The 16982-nt window shown below is 73.2% G+C and carries 17 protein-coding genes; 8 read left to right on the top strand and 9 right to left on the bottom strand.

Translation table 11 applies throughout. The features are described 5' to 3' along the window. Nucleotides 1–311: 311 nt before the first annotated feature. Together ACZ6KY_RS33300 and ACZ6KY_RS33295 are read right to left on the bottom strand one after the other, a co-directional pair. Nucleotides 312–827, bottom strand: a complete 516-nt coding sequence (locus ACZ6KY_RS33300; RefSeq protein ID WP_469313977.1) for an immunity 21 family protein — start codon at nt 825–827, stop codon at nt 312–314. A 119-nt stretch (nt 828–946) separates the two neighbouring features. Then, complete coding sequence (locus ACZ6KY_RS33295; protein ID WP_469313976.1) at nt 947–1522, bottom strand: rhodanese-like domain-containing protein; 576 nt, start codon at nt 1520–1522, stop codon at nt 947–949. Nucleotides 1523–1707: 185 nt separating this feature from the next. Between ACZ6KY_RS33295 and ACZ6KY_RS33290 the strand changes: the two genes are divergently transcribed. Beyond that, nucleotides 1708–2154, top strand: coding sequence for an Lrp/AsnC family transcriptional regulator (locus tag ACZ6KY_RS33290; protein ID WP_469313975.1), 447 nt, complete (start codon nt 1708–1710; stop codon nt 2152–2154). A gap of 122 nt (nt 2155–2276) precedes the next feature. On the opposite strand, the gene ACZ6KY_RS33285 is transcribed toward ACZ6KY_RS33290, so the two are convergent. The 5 genes from ACZ6KY_RS33285 to ACZ6KY_RS33265 all read right to left on the bottom strand — a co-directional run bounded on the left by ACZ6KY_RS33285 (nt 2277) and on the right by ACZ6KY_RS33265 (nt 8944). Then, nucleotides 2277–5279, bottom strand: coding sequence for an AAA family ATPase (locus ACZ6KY_RS33285; protein ID WP_469313974.1), 3003 nt, complete (start codon nt 5277–5279; stop codon nt 2277–2279). 55 nt (nt 5280–5334) lie between these two features. Then, nucleotides 5335–6498 carry an exonuclease SbcCD subunit D gene (locus ACZ6KY_RS33280; RefSeq protein ID WP_469313973.1) on the bottom strand — a complete coding sequence of 388 codons (1164 nt, stop codon included), beginning with the start codon at nt 6496–6498 and terminating at the stop codon, nt 5335–5337. A 109-nt stretch (nt 6499–6607) separates the two neighbouring features. Beyond that, nucleotides 6608–7234, bottom strand: coding sequence for a YigZ family protein (locus ACZ6KY_RS33275; RefSeq protein WP_469313972.1), 627 nt, complete (start codon nt 7232–7234; stop codon nt 6608–6610). Nucleotides 7235–7610: 376 nt separating this feature from the next. Continuing rightward, the gene (locus ACZ6KY_RS33270; protein WP_469313971.1) at nt 7611–8153 is read right to left on the bottom strand and encodes a SixA phosphatase family protein; all 543 of its coding nucleotides are present in this window, start codon (nt 8151–8153) and stop codon (nt 7611–7613) included. After that, complete coding sequence (locus ACZ6KY_RS33265) at nt 8150–8944, bottom strand: hypothetical protein (RefSeq protein WP_469313970.1); 795 nt, start codon at nt 8942–8944, stop codon at nt 8150–8152. The genes ACZ6KY_RS33270 and ACZ6KY_RS33265 overlap by 4 nt, the downstream gene beginning before the upstream one ends. Before the next feature lie 610 nt (nt 8945–9554). Here ACZ6KY_RS33265 and ACZ6KY_RS33260 point away from each other — a divergent pair. From ACZ6KY_RS33260 to ACZ6KY_RS33250, 3 genes are all read left to right on the top strand, one after another. Further along, on the top strand, nt 9555–10451 hold the full coding sequence (locus ACZ6KY_RS33260; protein ID WP_469313978.1) for an alpha/beta fold hydrolase: 897 nt from the start codon (nt 9555–9557) through the stop codon (nt 10449–10451). Nucleotides 10452–10567: 116 nt separating this feature from the next. Continuing rightward, nucleotides 10568–10975: a CoA-binding protein gene (locus tag ACZ6KY_RS33255; protein WP_469313969.1), complete on the top strand. Its 408-nt coding sequence runs from the start codon at nt 10568–10570 to the stop codon at nt 10973–10975. Between the two features lie 163 nt (nt 10976–11138). After that, entirely contained in the window at nt 11139–11579 is a 441-nt protein-coding gene (locus tag ACZ6KY_RS33250) for a GNAT family N-acetyltransferase (protein WP_469313968.1), read from the top strand. A 147-nt stretch (nt 11580–11726) separates the two neighbouring features. Here ACZ6KY_RS33250 and ACZ6KY_RS33245 read toward each other — a convergent pair whose 3' ends face one another. Further along, nucleotides 11727–12593 carry an alpha/beta fold hydrolase gene (locus tag ACZ6KY_RS33245; protein ID WP_469313967.1) on the bottom strand — a complete coding sequence of 289 codons (867 nt, stop codon included), beginning with the start codon at nt 12591–12593 and terminating at the stop codon, nt 11727–11729. Nucleotides 12594–12772: 179 nt separating this feature from the next. Between ACZ6KY_RS33245 and ACZ6KY_RS33240 the strand changes: the two genes are divergently transcribed. Genes ACZ6KY_RS33240 through ppk2 form a run of 3 tightly spaced genes read left to right on the top strand, consistent with a single transcriptional unit; the run spans nt 12773 to nt 15142 of the window. Beyond that, nucleotides 12773–13927: an inorganic phosphate transporter gene (locus tag ACZ6KY_RS33240; protein WP_469313966.1), complete on the top strand. Its 1155-nt coding sequence runs from the start codon at nt 12773–12775 to the stop codon at nt 13925–13927. 19 nt (nt 13928–13946) lie between these two features. Continuing rightward, nucleotides 13947–14180, top strand: a complete 234-nt coding sequence (locus tag ACZ6KY_RS33235; protein ID WP_469313965.1) for a hypothetical protein — start codon at nt 13947–13949, stop codon at nt 14178–14180. Nucleotides 14181–14236: 56 nt separating this feature from the next. Next, nucleotides 14237–15142 (top strand): polyphosphate kinase 2, encoded by a 906-nt coding sequence (ppk2, locus tag ACZ6KY_RS33230; protein ID WP_469313964.1) that lies wholly within the window; start codon nt 14237–14239, stop codon nt 15140–15142. A gap of 100 nt (nt 15143–15242) precedes the next feature. Here the strand turns inward: ppk2 and ACZ6KY_RS33225 are convergent, their stop codons facing one another. Beyond that, complete coding sequence (locus ACZ6KY_RS33225) at nt 15243–15602, bottom strand: ArsR/SmtB family transcription factor (protein WP_469313963.1); 360 nt, start codon at nt 15600–15602, stop codon at nt 15243–15245. Nucleotides 15603–15662: 60 nt separating this feature from the next. On the opposite strand from ACZ6KY_RS33225, the gene ACZ6KY_RS33220 reads away from it, so the two are divergent. After that, nucleotides 15663–16952, top strand: a complete 1290-nt coding sequence (locus ACZ6KY_RS33220) for a cation diffusion facilitator family transporter (protein WP_469313962.1) — start codon at nt 15663–15665, stop codon at nt 16950–16952. Nucleotides 16953–16982: the final 30 nt, after the last annotated feature.

Here is a 16982-nt window from a genome sequence, read left to right as displayed (position 1 = left end):
CCCCCCCCCCCCCCCCCCCCCCCCCCCCCCCCCCCCCCCCCCCCCCCCCCCCCCCCCCCCCCCCCCCCCCCCCCCCCCCCCCCCCCCCCCCCTCCTCCCCCCCCCCCCCCCCCCCCCCCCCCCCCCCCCCCCCCCCCCCCCCCCCCCCCCCCCCCCCCCCCCCCCCCCCCCCCCCCCCCCCCGCCCCCTTGTCAGGACGCCCCGAGTCAACGCGCCTCTTTCTGTTGCCGGGCGCCCCGCGGTCAAAGCGCCCCGTTCCAATGCCAGGGAGCCCAGTCGTCACGGTGCCCAGTCGTCGGTGCGTCCCGTCGTCAGGCTGTCAGCCGACGCAGTTGTACGAGGCCCACCCATGTCTCGGGTCCCGGTTCGACACGGGCGGCGCGGACCCCGTACCAGCCCGGTTCGAGCGCCACCCTCAGGTGGTCCGTGCCCTCGGAGGCGGTGCCCGGCCAGGCGGCGTCGAAGAGGACGACGGAGCCGGGCACGTTCCACCGCGCTTCCGGTTCCCACACGGCCTCCGCCAGCGCAGCCGGGACGACGGAGAGCAGTTCGTCCTCGGACTCGGCGGCGCACCAGCGTACGAAGGTGCCGTGCTCGGGGAGGTAGGTGGTCGAGGCGGGATCGTCGCCGAGGACCAGGGCCCAGGTGTCGCCCACGGGCAGCAGCCCGATGAACCCGTCGACGTCACAGGCCCGGTCGTAGTCGCAGGACATGTCGTCGCCGTCGGCCCCCGCCCAGAACGGGAGCACCGTTTCCGGAATCGCTATGAGCGGCCCGCCGCCCGACTCCACCCACTGGACCGCACCAGGGTCCGCGTATCTTGGCATGCGCAGAAGTTACACGGCACCCGTCCGCCCCCGTACGGCAGGCATCCCCGGGAGCCGGGGCCGACATCGGCGCGCACAGCTGGTGCCGAAGCCGTCGGCGCGATCCCCGTTCCTCGGAGTCAGCAGCCGCAGTCCTCCGCGTCCACGGGCGCCGTCAGCGGGTCCGCGACGGGGTGCTGACGCCCTTCCCAGGTCTCGAACTCGAAGCCCTCGCGCGCCCAGTACTCGAATCCGCCGAGCATCTCCTTGACCTGGAAGCCGAGTTCGGCGAGGGCGAGAGCCGCGCGGGTCGCGCCGTTGCATCCGGGCCCCCAGCAATAGGCCACGACCGGCACCGACTTGTCGAGAAGTCGCTCGGCCTGTTCGGGGATGAGCGCGGTGGGCAGGTGGACCGCGCCGGGGATGTGGCCCTGGTCCCACGAGGCGGTGGAACGGGAGTCGAGCACGACGAACCCGGGGTCGCCGTCGGCGGCGAGGGCGGCTGCCACGTCGGACACGTCCGCGTGGAACGCGAGGCTCGCGCCGAAGAAGGCGGCGGCCACGGCCGGAGACGCCGGCGGCACCCGCAGAACGGGGTTCACCGCCGCGACGGAACCGACCGAGAAACCGGTCGCCGGGACCGCCCCGGCGATGGTCGTGGTCGACGTGGGAGCGGTCACCGTGCCGGTCGTGATGCCCTCGGCAGTCGCAGTCATGGCCTGGCCTTTCCTTGTTCCGTAGCCCGCGGGCGGATGCCGCCCTTGCCACCCCGGTGCCTCTTCCGCACCGCACCTCGCGGGACCTCCTGACCAGAAATCTATGCCCGCCGATCTCCGTTCTGAAGTGACGATCCACGGCAGCCCTCTTGATCGGCCGGGGATTCTCCTGGTATTCATCGCGGATGACCACGTATTCCCCGGACGCCACCGACTGGCGCATCCTCGACGTCCTCCAGCGCGATGGCCGGTCCAGCTTCGCCGAGCTGGCTCGGGCCGTCTCGATGTCCGCGAGCGCGGTCACCGAACGGGTGCGCCGCCTGGAGGAGGCGGGCGTCATACAGGGGTACGCGGCTGTCGTCGACCCCGAGAGCCTGGGGCTGCCGATCCTGGCGTTCGTCCGGCTCAGGTATCCGAACGGCAACTACAAGCCGTTCCACGACCTCGTCGAGGTCACGCCCGAGATCCTGGAGGCACACCACGTCACGGGCGACGACTGCTTCGTCATCAAGGTCGCGGCACGTTCGATGGGCCACCTGGAGACGGTGTCCGGCAAGATCGGCACGCTGGGCTCGGTGACGACGAGCGTCGTCTACTCCTCACCGCTGCCGCGCCGCCCCCTGGGCCACTGAGGCAGCCACCGGGACCCGCTCCGGGAGACCTCCCCGGAGCCGGCCGTCCGGGTTCGGACAGCCGGCAGCCAGGCACCCGGGGCGCGCGAACACCCAGGCGCCCTGGCACCTGGGCGCCCTGCTCAGGCCTCCGCGCCCCGCTGTCGTACGACCGACCCCGTTCTCCCCTTCACGACCTCCAGCTGAGCGTGGATGCGGCGGCGCAGGTCGGCGACGTGGCTGACGATGCCCACGCTGCGGTCGCGTTCCCGCAGCGAGTCGAGGACGTCGAGCACCTCGTCGAGGGTCTGGTCGTCGAGACTGCCGAAGCCCTCGTCGATGAAGAGCGTGTCGAGCCGTACCCCGCCGGCCTCGTCGGTGACGACGTCCGCGAGGCCGAGGGCCAGGGCGAGCGAGGCGAAGAAGGTCTCGCCCCCGGAGAGCGTCGCCGTGTCACGCTCCCGTCCGGTCCAGGCGTCCACGACGTGCAGTCCGAGCCCGCTGCGCCCCCGGCCCGCCCGGCCGTCGGAGTGCACCAGGGTGTAGCGCCCCGAGGACATCCGCTGGAGGCGCACGGTCGCGGCGGCGGCGACCTGCTCCAGACGGGCGGCGAGGACGTACGACTCCAGGCGCATCTTGCGTTCGTTGTCCGCCGACGTGCCGGCCGCCAGACCGGCGAGCCGGGCCACGCGGTCGTACTCCTCACGCAGCGGGGCGAGCCGGTGGACTCCTCTCGTCGCCCGGGTGGAAAGGGCGTCCAGTTCCGTGCAGCGCCGGGCCGCCGCGTCCTGCGCCGACGCGGTGTCCCGCAGACGCCGGGCGGCGGACTCGGCCGTCCGCTCGGCGGCCCGCGGATCGGCGGGCGGGCGCCGCGCCGCGGCCGTGGTGTCGGCCTCGGCGAGTACGGCGCGCACCGCGGACTCCTCCGACTGCCAGGCGTCGAGCCGTCGTTGGAGATCCCGGTGGGCCACCTCGTCGAGGAGCGCGGCGGCCGCGGCCTGCGGGGTCTCGAACCCGGCACGGAAGGCCGCGTCGGCGAGGCGCGCGTCGGCCTCCTTGAGGCGCCGCGCGATGTCCTCGGCCGTGCGCACGCGGTCCGCGGCCTCGGTGAGCAGCGCTGCCTGCCGCTCCAGCTGCGCGGCCCGCTCGGACACGCTCCCGGCGGTGCCCCGCGCCTGCTCCAACTCCCCTTGCAGCGAGGCCGTTTCACGATCGAGGGAGTCCCGGAGCGAGGCCCGCGAGGCGACCCTGCGGGCGGCCTCCTGCTGGGCGGTCAGCCGCCGCTCGTGTTCCCTCTGCGCCTGCTCACGGGCCTCGCGCGCGGCGTGCAGCCCGGAGGCCACGGCGCGGGCTTCGGCGTGCAGCCGCTCCAACTCCTCGGCTTGTTCCGCGAGTTGTCCGGTCGGTGTGTCACTCGCCTCGGCGGTCGCGGCGGCCAGCGCCTCGCGTACGACGCCGAGCCGGCGCTCGGCCTCGGCTCGCTCCTCGGCGGCGCGCTGGTAGGCGGTGAGGGCCCGCTCCTCCGTCTCGCGGTCGACGTGACCGGCGATCTTCCGGGCGGGCGCGGGGTGTTCGGTGGCGCCGCACACGGCGCAGGACTCGCCGTCCACCAGCCCGGCGGCGAGTTCGGCGGCGATGCCCTGGAGGCGCCTCTCCTTCAGGTCGAGCCAGCGGGCGTGCGCCTCCGTCGCGTGCTCGCGCGCGGCGAGGCTCCGTTCATGGGCGCTCTCGGTGTCCTGGGCCAGCTCGTCGCGCAGACGGGCCGCCGCGAGCCGCTTGAAGGCCGGCTCGCGCTGGACGGCGAGCTGCTCGGCACGCGCCGCGGCCTCCTGCGCCGAGTCGATCCGCGCCTCGACGCCCGCCCGGGTGTCCTCCCAGCCGGCCAGCCAGTTCTCGGCGTCCTGGAGGACGTCCTCGTCGGCACGCTCCTGGCGGTCCAAGGAGGCGCGCTCCGTGCCGAGTTCGCCGAGGCGCCGCTCCGCCCGGCGAGCCGACTCCAGGCCGCCCAGTTCCTCGGCGGCCTTGCGTGCGGCGGCCGCGAGACCGGGCGCTCCGGCTTCCGCGAAAGCCTCCGGCAGGGCGGCACGCGCGTGCGTCTCCTCGGCGGCGGCTCGCCGGTGCTCCGCCTCGACGGAATCGCGCAGGTCGAGGGCGGGGGCCACCGCCTCGGCCTTACGGGCTCGCTCCATCCGCGTCCGGTCGTCCCGGTGGGCGTCGGCGCGCTCCTCCAGCCGCGCGGCGCGCTCCTGCGCCTCGGTGAACCGGCGCTGCAACCGGTCCACTTCGCGTACGTCGTCGAGCACGCGGTCGGCCGCGGCCTGCGCCGATTCGGCGGCCCCGCGCGCGCAGTGAGCGATGGTCAGCCCCTCGCGGGCGGCACTGCGGGCCACCGCGGCCCAGGAGAGCACGGACTCGGCGAGCCCTGGATCGCCGGGCGTGAGGTCGGGCAGCGGCTCCTCGACGGTGGGCCCGGCCTCCTGGTGCATCCGGTGCGCGTCGGCCAGCAACGCGGCGTCACCGGCGCGCACTTCGGCCTCGGCGGCGCGCCGCCGCTCGGCGAGGCGCTTTTCGACCTCGGCGAAGCGGTGGGTGTCGAAGAGCCGGCCGAGCAGCTTGCCGCGGGCCTCGGCGTCGGCCCGCAGGAAGCGCGCGAAGTCTCCCTGGGGCAGCAGCACGACCTGGCAGAACTGCTCACGGCTCATGCCGAGCAGTTGGGTGATCTCCTCGCCGATCTCCTGGTGGGAGCGGCTGAGGTCCTTCCAGGAGCCGGCCGCGGAGTCGTACTCGCGCAGCCAGCTCTGCGCCTTCTCTGTCGTGGTGCCCGTGCCGCGCTTCTTGGCTCGCTCCCACGGCGGCTGCCGGGTGACTTCCAACCGGCGTCCGGAGACGGTGAGTTCGAGGCGGATCTCGGTACGGGTGGCGGGTGCCGCGTGGTCGCTGCGCAGGCCGAGGCCCTGACCGCTCTGCCGGGCGCCGGGAACCGCTCCGTACAGCGCGTAGCAGACGGCGTCGAGGACGGAGGTCTTGCCCGCGCCGGTCGGTCCGTGCAGCAGGAACAACCCGGCGGCGGACAGCTCGTCGAAGTCGACCTGCTGGGCGCCGCCGAACGGGCCGAAGGCGGTGATGTCCAGGCGGTGCAGCCTCATCGGTCTCCCTCGGTCTCCGGGCGGGCGGTCCGCTGGGGGTGCGGCGGTCGTGATGTCACCGGGCGGTCTCCCGTACGGCCTCGTCGGCGCGGACGGCGTCGAACGCGTCCCGGAGCACGGCCTGTTCGTGGGCGTCGGGGCCCGCGCCGCGCACATGGGCCACGAAGTCCTCGGCGATCTGCTCCTCGCTGCGGCCCGCGAGCCGGCGGGCGTACGAGACGTCCGGGGCCCGCGGAGAGTGTTCGGGGTCGAAGACGAGGCTCAGCGTGTGCGGGAAGCGCTCGGCGAGCCGTGCCATGGGGTCGGCGGGCCGCACCGGGTCGGTGAGGGTCGCCTCGACCCAGGAGCCTGTGTGGCGGCCCAGCTCCGGGTCGGCGAGCAGGTCTTCCAGGTGTCCGCGGAGGCGGGCGAGCGGGCGGGGCACGGGGCAGTCGATCCGCTCCGCGGCCAGGGCGCCGTCGGGTCCGAGATCCACCAGCCACATGCTCTTGCGGTGGCCGGCCTCCGAGAAGGAGTACGGCAGCGGGGAGCCCGAGTAGCGGACGCGCTCGGCGATGATCTGGCTGCCGTGCAGGTGGCCGAGGGCGGTGTAGTCGACACCGTCGAAAACTCCGGCGGACACGGAGGCGACGCCGCCGACGGTGATGTCCCGCTCGCTGTCGCTCACCTCGCCGCCGGTGACGAAGGCATGGGCGAGGACGACGGAGCGGGTGCCCGGGGCGCGGGCGGTGAGGTCGGCACGGACCCGGTCCATCGCGGCGGCCAGCACGGCTTCGTGGCCCGCCTTCTCCACCCCGAACTCGTCCTTCACCAGGGCGGGTTCGAGATAGGGCAGCCCGTAGAAGGCGACGTCGCCGTGCGCGTCGGCCAGCACCACGGGGGTGCCGCACGCCGCGGGGTCGGTCCGCAGATGGACGCCCGCGCGCCCGATGAGTCCGGCGCCGACGCCGAGCCGGCGCGCCGAGTCGTGGTTCCCGGAGATCATCACGGTGGGCACGCCGAGGTCGGCCAGCCGGTGCAGGACGTCGTCGAAGAGCTGGACCGCGGCCAGCGGCGGAACGGCCCTGTCGTACACGTCTCCCGAGACGACCACCGCGTCCACCTCGCGCTCGCGGGCGGTCGTGACGAGATGGCCGACGAAGTCGGACTGGGCGCCGAGCATGCTCACCCGGTGGAACGCCCGGCCCAGGTGCCAGTCGGAAGTGTGCAGGAGCCTCATGATCCCCGAAGGGTAACGGCCGGGTCTGACATCACGGGCGGTTACTCCCGTATCGGCCCGCCATGACCCTCAGCGGAATGCGTCAATCAATCCGCTATTGCCCGGATCGTCACGCGTCCCCGTAGGCCTCTCCGCCCAGCTCGAAGCCGGCCGTCCCCGCGGTCGCGTCGGCCAACCATGCCCGGAAGGCCGCCACATCGGCGTCCGGCAGCCCGATCTCGATGGTCACCGCCTCGCCGTAACGCACATCACGTACCTCGCGACCGGTGGACCGCAGATCGTTCTGCACCTTGCCGGCCCGCTGGTGGTCGACGGTCACCGTGGCGAGCCGGAACCGGCGGCGGGTGATCGTGCCGAGCGCGTCCAGCGCCTCGCCCACCGAGCCGCCGTACGCCCTGATCAGTCCGCCGGCGCCCAGCTTGACCCCGCCGTAGTAGCGGGTCACGACGGCGACGACGTACCGCATGTCGCGGCGCAGCAGCATCTGGAGCATGGGGACGCCCGCGGTGCCGCCGGGTTCACCGTCGTCGCTCGCCCTCTGCACGGCGGCGTCGGCGCCGATGACGTAGGCGGAGCAGTTGTGCGTGGCGTCCGCGTGGTCCTTCCTGACGGCGGCGATGAAGTCCTGGGCCTCCCGCTCGGTCGCGGCCGGGGCGAGGGCGCACAGGAACCGGGAGCGGTTGATCTCGGTCTCGTGCACACCCGCGCGGGCCACTGTGCGGTACTCGTCCTGCATCCCGCCAGCGTATGCGCTGCACACGCATGTGCCCGACGGGCCAGGCCCCGGACGACGCCCGAGCCCACGATCAGGCACCGCACGCGCGCGTGCCCGACGGGCACGCGGACCGGGGCCGCTCGACCAAGTTCGTGTGCGCTGCACGCGCGCGTGGCCGAAGGCGAACAGCGGGCGGCAGTGGCAGGCGGCGTGGGATCCGCTTCGCGAGCGGCGCGCGCGGGTCACGCCGTCTCCCTGCACGGCCGCCGGCGCGCACCCGCGCCCTTCGTGGCGGCGCGAGCGCGCTGTCACCCGCGTGGTGCTCCGGGTTGCCGGAGCCGGCCCGGACCGTCGGCCCCGGACGTACGTCGGCCGAGATTCACACGTAGGCCGAGACTCACTCCTTCTTGCCTCTCGGCACCACGACGTCCGTCAACAGCGCTTCGCCGGGCGCGAGTTCGTGCCAGGCACTGCCGTGCCAGACGAGGACCGCGACGGCCGAGGTCGGGAACTTCGTCCGGACCTGGTCCAGCGTGTCGTCGAAGTCGTCCCCCGCCAGTTCGAGGACCAGCTCCTCAAGGCCCGGATTGTGCCCGACCAGCAGCAAGGTCCGTACATGTTCCGGGACTTCGCGCACGGCTTCCAGCAACTCCGTTACGTCCGCCCCGTACAGCCGCTCATCGAACCGTACGGGCGGCGGAGTGCCCCACTGTTCGGCCGCCAACTCCCAGGTCTCCCGGGCGCGTACGGCGGTCGAGCACAGCGCGAGGTCCGGCAGCAGGTCGGCTCCCGCCATGGCGCGTCCGGCGGCGGGGGCGTCTCGACGGCCGCGCGTCGCGAGCGGCCGTTCGTGGTCGGGCACTCCGTCGGGCCAGGCGGACTTGGCGTGCCGCAGGACGACCAGTCTTCGCCTCGGGCCCACGGCGGCACGCGCGTTCACAGCGACGCCCCGATCTCGCGGGTGAGTTCGAGGCCGAGCAGCCGGTCGGCGTAGGCGTACGTCTCGAAGCGGGCGCCCTCCGCGACATCCGACGTCTCGACCCACCGCAGCACATCGAGCACGGCGAGGACGTCCAGATCGTCCTCCCAGGCGGCGCGCAGCCTCAGGCGTACGTCTTCGGGCACCGGCTTGGAGGGACGGGTGGCCCATCCCGCGACGGCGGCGCGCCAGCGCTTGAGCGTGCTTCCGGCCTCCGCCAGGGCGTCCGCGTCGAGGCGCAAGGGCAGGTCCCGGCGCCGCGCGAGCAGCGCCAGACGCAGCGTGGCGGGATCCCCGGGAACGGGCGCGGGACCGCTCCCGGTGTCGACGGGGGCCACCTCGACGCGCGGCCCGTCCGTCCCCGCGGTCCCCGGAGCGAGGACGTCGACGGTCCGCGTCGCCGCCGGTCCCGGCTCCGTGTCGCGATGATCCTCGAACGGCCGGATTCCCAGTTCGGCGGCGCGCGCCCGAAGCCCCGCCTCGCCCCAAGGGCCTGCCGGATCCGATGGGTCGGACGGGTCCGCGGGATCTCCCCCGTCCCCCGCGGCTGCCCCTTCGGGTGCCGAAGTCAGCGTCGCCCAGACGGGGTTGCCGCCGATCTCCAGGGCGCGTACCAGGACATCTGCGACCAGGAGCACCCGCAGACCCGTGAGATCGAACCCGGGCAGGTGCGCGTGGACGCGGACCAGACCGCGGCGGGCGAGGGCTGCGTCGATGGGTTCGCCCGTGCGGGCGTCGAGGATACGGAGCACGAGGTGAGCCTAGGCGGACGTGCGGCCGGGTGTGGGGAGGTGGGGGCCGTTCCGGACATGTGCCCGCGCCTCGGGATGCCTTTCGTGCCTTTCGGAGTCTCTGGGCGCACCAGCCCGGCGGATGAGCACCCGGCGCCGCGCACCGGGGCCCACCGGCTTCCGCAAGCCATCACGCGGCGTTCACGGTCGCGCCGCACACCGGGCCACCGAGGCCTGAATGAGTGGTTCCGCTCAGTGAGTCACTCGGAGGCACCGGAGGGCCGCCCCATGACCGGGACCGAACCCACGTCCGTCATCGGCCGTCGTCGTCTTCTGCTCGCCTCGGGCGCCGCCGTGGCGGCGGGCGTGGTGGGCACGGCGGGGGCACTGTTGCCCCGCCAACGGCACCACACGTCCGAACACCGCCCCGCGCCTCCGCCGATTTCTCCGACCTGTCGGCGACCGGTTTCTCCGACCTGTCGGCGACCGGTCTCGCCTCGCTGTACCGGGAGCTGGCCTACAACGCTCCCGGGCTCGCCGAGGGCATGCGGAGAGCACGACCTTGACAATCCGCTTCCGCTGCCTGAAGGCTGACCGACCAGTCGGTTTGAGGGAGTGGGTCGTGATCGAGCTGAGCATCTCCACCGCCGCGGGCGTGTTCGACGCCGTCGCGGCAGGTCCGCCCGAGGGCCGCCCGGTCCTGCTGCTGCACGGTTTCCCCCAGACAGGGCTGGCGTGGCAACGGCAGATCACGGCGCTGGCCGCCCAGGGCTGTCGCGTGGTGGCGCCCGACCAGCGCGGCTACTCCCCCGGGGTCCGCCCGGAGCGCCCCGAGGACTATCGCATCAGCGTCCTGGTCGACGACGTCGTCGCGATCACGGAGGAACTGGGCTGGCCGACGTTCGACCTGGTCGGTCATGACTGGGGCGGCGCGGTGGCCTGGTGGACGGCAGCCGCCCATCCCGGCCGGCTGCGCACCCTGACGGTCGTCTCGACCCCGCACCCCGGCGCTCTCGCCGACGCTCTGCGCACCGACGAGGACCAGCGCGCGCGATCCCACTACATGCGCGACTGGCGCGAGACGCCCGCGACCGAGGATCGCATGCTGGCCGACGATGCCGAGCTGCTGCGCACGCTCTACGCGGGAAAGGTCCCACAGGCCAGTGCCGACGCCTACGTCCGGCACCTGTCCCGGCCGGGCGCCCTCACCGCCGCACTGAACTGGTACCGGTCCGGCCGCCCGGACGGCGCGATCGGTGTCATCGAGGTGCCCACGCTGTACGTCTGGAGCACGGAGGACACCGCGTTCGGCGCGGCTCCCGCACACGACACCGCGCGGTGGGTCAAGGGGCCGTACCGCTTCGAGATCCTCCCAGGCCTCAGCCACTGGATCCCCGAGGAGGCTCCCGAGACGCTGAACCGTCTGCTGCTCGACCACCTGCAAGCACACGGGAAGCACGGCACCACGGCGAACACCTCCCCTGGCGACGCGCCCGACCGCGCGGCGGAACAGGCACTCGGCCAGTGACCACCGGCCTTCGTCGTCGACGGTGGCCGAGTCGACGGCGGCCGAGAGGAATCACCGCGCTCCGCCCGCTGTTGTCGCCCACGACAGACGCTGACTGATTCCCCTGGAGGCCGAGCGTGTACGGCGACTCAGAGACGATCCGCAAGATCCTCACCGCGCGGGGTGACACCTGGGCGATCGTCGGACTCTCGTCGAACCAGCGGCGCGCGGCCCACGGCGTCGCCGACGTCCTCCAGCGCTACGGCAAGCGGATCGTGCCCGTGCACCCGAAGGCCGAGACGGTCCACGGCGAGCGGGGGTACGCGTCCCTCGCGGACATCCCCTTCGACGTCGATGTCGTCGACGTCTTCGTCAACAGCGACCTCGCCGGTCAGGTCGCGGACGAAGCCGTCGCCATCGGTGCCAAGGCCGTCTGGTTCCAGCTCGACGTCATCGACGGGGCCGCGTACGAGCGGACGCGCGCCGCCGGGCTCGACATGGTGATGGACCGCTGCCCGGCCATCGAGATCCCGCGGCTCGGCTGACGCGACAGGCCTGAGCGGCCCGCCGACCGACCGGCCCAACCAACCGGCTCAACCAACCGGCTCAGCCGCCCGGCCTGGCTGCCGGACCAAGAGGCGCCCAGCCCAAGAGGTGCCCCGGCAAAGCCTGTTGACGCCGGGCGGCCCGTGCGGGTTTCCTGCTCCGGTGTCCATCCTTCGCTTCGAAGCGCCGAACGACGAGGCCCGCCTCGCGGACTGGCAGCACGTCCACAACGTGATCGTCCCGCCCGCGGCCATGTCGCTCGACGACGTGCGCGAGCGCGTCCGGCGCAACCGGCTGGAGGTCGCCTACGCCGACGACGTCCTGGTGGGCTGCACGACCGTACGTCCGCCCACCGGCGGCAGCGCGACGGCGACCGTGATCGCACGCGTGCTCGCCGAGCACCGCGGGCAGGGCTTCGGCGAGGAACTGTACGCGCGTGGTCTGGAGCAGGCCCACGCGTTGGGCGCCGAGGCGATCGGGACGGTCGTCCTCGCGGCCAACGAGGACGGACTGCGCTTCGCCCGGCGGCACGGTTTCGCGGAGATCGAGCGCTACACCCTGCCGGGCGAGACCGCTGAATGGATCGACCTGAGACTGAACTGAGCGTCGGCGGAACACCAGCGATCGGCCCGAACCTTCAAGCCCTGGGCCGGTCCCGCCCATCCTCTTCCCGGCCGTTCCGCCGGTCGCCCTCCCCGTCGTCCCGCCGGTCAGCCTCCCCATCGCCCGCCAATCGTCTTCCCGACCGTCCTACGGGGCATCCTCCCCCTCGTCCGCCCGGTCGAGGAAGCCCGCGACGGTCTCCCGGAAGGCCTCGGGGGCGTCGAGCCACGGGAAGTGGCCGGCGCCCGGCAGGACGGTGAGTTCGGCCCGGGGGAACAGGTCCGCGACAGCGGCGGCGACGCGGGGCAGCGGACCGCTGTCCAGCTCGCCCGCGACGAGCAGCACGCGCGTGTCCCAGGCGGCCGCGACCGCGCGGGCCTCGGCGGGCCGGAAGGCACCGGGGGCCGCGTAGCGATCGGCGGCCTCCTCGTTGGTCTGCTCCACGTCGGTCGCGGCATGCTCCATCGCCGCCTCGTCCCAACGGCCGTAGAAGAACGGGATGGCCGCGTCCAGGTCGGCGTCGGACGCGGTGCCGGCCCAGATCCGCCCGTACGCCTCGTGCGCGCTCTCGAACCACGGTTCCGCCGTGCGCCGCGCCGCACCCTCCGCACGGTGCTCCGCGGTGAAGTCGACGCCGAGGGCCCGTGCCCGTCCGGTGACCAGGGTGAGGGTGCGGACCCGCCGCGGGTGGCGGACGGCGTAGAGAAGCGCGAGGTCGCCGCCCGCCGAGTGGGCGAGGAGATCGACCCGGTCGAGTCCGAGGTGCGCGCGGAACGCCTCGACGTCGTCGACCTGCCGGTCACAGCGGTACGTCGCCGGGTCGGCCGGGACTGCCGAGTCCCCGGTGCCCCGCAGATCGAGCACGCACAGCCGGCGGTGCCGCGTCAGTCCGCCGAGGTCTCCGAGGTAGGCGGAGGCGCGCATCGGTCCGCCGGGCAGGCAGAGCAGCGGTTCGCCCTCGCCCCTTGCGTGATGGGCGAGTCGGGTTCCGTCGGGAGCGGCGAGGATCGGCACGCACGCCATCGTCATCCGCACGGCACCGCGCGGGCAAGCGATTTGACGGATCATCAAGTCGCTTACTGAGTAAGGAGATTGTCCGGTACGCCGCAAACATGCGTTCAGCTCGACTCGGGCACGCGTCGCCTTCGTCTCCAGTTCTCCCGCCGTACGCCTCCGATTGCTTCCATCGGGAGATGGACCACATCACGTTCCTCGTGGCGGTCGTCATCGTCACGGCTCTGGCCTTCGATTTCACCAACGGATTCCACGACACGGCGAACGCGATGGCCACGTCCATCGCGACCGGGGCCCTCAAACCGCGAACAGCGGTCGTCATCAGCGGTGTCCTGAACGTGGGCGGCGCGTTCCTGTCCACCGAGGTCGCCAAGACGATCTCCGGCGGGATCGTCGACGACACGCTCGTCACTCCGGGCATGATCTTCGCCGGCCTGGTCGGGGCGATCCTGTGGAACCTGCTGACCTGGCTGCTCGGGCTTCCCTCCAGTTCCTCGCACGCCCTGTTCGGCGGACTCATCGGCGCGGTGTGGGTCGGCGCGGGTGAGCAGGGCGTGCACTTCGACAAGGTGGCCGAGAAGATCCTGATCCCGGCGGTGGCCTCGCCGGTCGTGGCGGGTGTCGCCGCGCTGCTGGCCACCTACCTCGCGTACCGGATCACCGCCCGCGCCCGGGAGAAGTCGGTGACCAGGGGCTTCCGGCTCGGGCAGATCGCCTCGGCCTCCCTGGTGTCGCTGGCGCACGGCACGAACGACGCGCAGAAGACGATGGGCGTCATCACGCTGACGCTGATCTCGGCGGGCGCGCTCGGCCATGACGCCGGTCCGCCGGTGTGGGTCATCGCGTCGGCGGGGCTCGCCATCGGGCTCGGCACCTACCTGGGCGGCTGGCGGATCATCCGGACCATGGGCAAGGGGCTGACCGACATCCGGTCACCACAGGGCTTCGCGGCCGAGGCGGCCTCCACGGCGGTGATCCTCACCTCGGCCCACCTCGGGTTCGCGCTCTCCACCACGCAGGTCTGCTCGGGTGGCATCCTCGGCGCCGGACTGGGCAGGAAACTGGCCGAGGTGCGCTGGGGAACCGCGGGCCGTATGGCGGTCGCCTGGCTGGTCACGCTGCCGGCCGCCGCGCTGGTCGGCGGGGTGTCGGCGAGCGTCGTGAAGCACGGCGGGACCTTCGGCACTGTCGTGATCGCGCTCGTCGCGGTGGCCGTCGCCTCGGTCATCGTCGCGGCCTCGCGCCGCGACCCGGTGCACGCCTCGAACGTCAACGACCACCACGAGGTCACCGTCCGTACCGCGGCGCCGGCCGGCGTCGGCACGGCCGCCTGAGCCAAGGAGAGTTCCGCAGATGCATCTCGACTGGACCGCACTCGGCGAGGTCGCCGCGGTGAGCGTCGGAGTCACCGTGGCCGCGGTCGTCGTCTTCGCCCTCGGTGTGCTGGGCCTCGCCCGCGTCGAGGCCGCGCGGGACGACGGCAGCGGCGGCGACACCCTGGGGTTCGCCCAGGCCACGCTCTGCTTCCTCGGCTGCGCGGCCGTGGTGGCGTACGGCCTCTGTCTGATCGTGCCGCAGTTCCACTGACACGGCGGGAACAGGCCGATCGACGGACAATCGGAGCACGGGAAAAGGAGGGCGGGATGACGGAACTGCTGGCAGGCATGCGGGTGGACTACACCGACCACGACGACCCCGTACTGATCCGGCCGGACGGCAGCCCGGTGGACACCTGGCGGGAGAACTACCCGTACGAGCAGCGCATGGAGCGCAAGGAGTACGAGTGGCACAAGCGGCTCCAGCAGATCGAGCTGCTGAAGCTGCAGAGCTGGATCAAGGCGACCGGCCGACGGCTCGTCATCGTCTTCGAGGGGCGCGACGCGGCCGGCAAGGGCGGCACGATCAAGCGCTTCACCGAGCATCTCAACCCGCGCGGGGCGCGCGTGGTGGCGCTGGTGAAACCGACCGAGCGGGAGCGCGGGCAGTGGTACTTCCAACGGTACGTGGAGCATCTGCCGACCGCGGGCGAGATCGTGATGTTCGACCGGTCCTGGTACAACCGGGCGGGTGTGGAGCGCGTGATGGGCTTCTGCACCGACGACGAGTACCGGCGCTTCATGCGGCAGGCGCCCGCCTTCGAGCGGATGCTCGTCGACGACGGCGTGGACCTGATCAAGTTCTGGTTCTCGGTCTCCCAGAGTGAGCAGCGCACCCGCTTCACGATCCGTCAGGTCGACCCGGTACGGCAGTGGAAACTGAGCCCCATGGACCTGGCCTCGCTGGACCTCTGGGACGACTACACGGCGGCCAAGGTCGCCATGTTCCGCGAGACGGACACCGCGCAGGCTCCGTGGACCGTGGTGAAGAGCAACGACAAGAAGCGGGCCCGCGTCGAGGCCATGCGCAGCGTCCTGGCCCGCTTCGCCTACGCCGACAAGGACGAGGAGGTCGTCGAGAGCCCCGACCCGAGCATCGTGGGCGCGGCGGCGAACCTGCTGGAGGAGGGCGAGGACGACATGGCGTCCACCGGCGGCCACGCGACGCGTTGACGGCGACCGTCCTACGCGGACTCGGCCGCACGTCGGCCCAGGTGTGCGCGTTCGCCCGTACGTCGGCTACGGCGCGCGCCCGAGCCCCCGCGCGGTCGCCTCAGTCGTGCGGCGGGCGGTCGGAGAGCCGGTGGTCGGCCAGGCTCAGCGCCTCGTCGACCACCCGGCGCAGATGCCCGTCCCCCAGCGAGTAGACCACCCGGCGCCCTTCCTTCCTCGTGTTCACGAGCCCGGCGAGACGGAGCCGGGCCAGGTGCTGGCTGACGGCCGGACGGGCCGCCCCGCACGCCTCGGTCAGCGTCGTGACATCGGCCTCGCCGCCGGTCAGCGCGTGCAGCAGCGCGAGGCGGGTGCGATCACCGAGGAGGGCGAGGAGTTCCGCGGCGAGCGCGAACTGTTCCTCGCCGGGGGTGCGCGGGTGCGCATCCTGCGCAGGTGATAGGTGCATGCGTGCGCTCATACGCACATAATGGCGTCGTGGACACCGCGCGTCCACTCCCGCGCACGGAAGGGGACGAACGTGAACGACCGGCACGACCACGGGCATCACCACGGGGACGAGAACGGCAACCGCGGTCACGAGGACGCCGACAGGCGGGGCCACCATCACGAGGACGGGCGGCCGCCCAGGCAGACCCACGGTCACGGGGGCGCCGGCGAACCGGGCCATGGTCACCAAGACGCGAACGGGCCGGGCCACCGGCACGACCACGGACACGGTCAAGGGCACGGGGCCGGCCACGGCCAGGCGCACGCTCACGCGCACTCCCCCGGTCGGCCGCACCCGCACCCCCACACGCGTTCGCGGGGCCACAGTCACCCGCGCGGCCTCGGGAGCCGGCTGCGCCATCTCCTCACCCCCCACTCCCACGAGACGGCCGACAAGCTGGACCCGGCGCTGGAATCGTCGGCCCGGGGCATGCGCGCGCTATGGGTCTCCCTCGCCGTCCTCGGCACAACAGCGCTGGCCCAGGCGGCCGTTGTCGCGCTGTCGGGGTCGGTCGCGCTGCTCGGCGACACCGTGCACAACGCGGCCGACGCGCTGACGGCCCTGCCGCTCGGGGTCGCCTTCGTGCTGGGCCGCCGCGCGGCGACACGGCGTTTCACCTACGGCTACGGGCGGGCGGAGGACCTGGCGGGCATCGTGATCGTGCTGACGATCGCCGCGTCCGCCGCCTTCGCGGCCTGGGCGGCGGTCGGCCGGCTGCTCGATCCGCAGCCTGTGCGGCACCTCCCCGTGGTCGCCGTCGCCGCGCTCATCGGCTTCGCCGGCAACGAGTGGGTCGCCAGGCACCGCATCCGCGTCGGGCGTGAGATCGGCTCCGCCGCACTCGTCGCGGACGGACTCCACGCCCGTACCGACGGATTCACCTCACTCGCGGTGCTGGTGGGCGCGGGCGGCGCGGCCCTCGGATGGCAACTCGCCGATCCACTGGTGGGGTTGGCGATCACCGCCGCGATCCTGCTGGTGCTGCGCGACGCCGCCCGGGAGGTCTTCCGACGCGTGATGGACGCCGTGGAGCCGGAGTTGGTGGACCGCGCGGAACAGGCGCTGCGGGAGGTCGCGGGGGTTCGCGACGTGGGCGAACTGCGGCTGCGCTGGATCGGGCACCGACTGCGCGCGGAGGTGGCGGTCGTGGTGGACGGCGAGGCGACCGTGCGCCGGGCCCACGACATCGCCGTGGACGCCGAACACGCACTGCTGCACGCCGTCCCGAAGCTGACGGCCGCCCTGGTCCACGCAGATCCGGCACCGGCACCCGGCGAGGCGGATCCGCATCGGACGCTCGCACATCACGCCGTCGCGTGAACTGCCCCGGCACCCGGCACCGACGTGTCC

The organism is Streptomyces sp. NPDC042002 (genome assembly GCF_055588305.1).
Note: the sequence above shows the minus strand (reverse complement) of the source record. Positions and strands in the feature narration are given on the sequence as shown.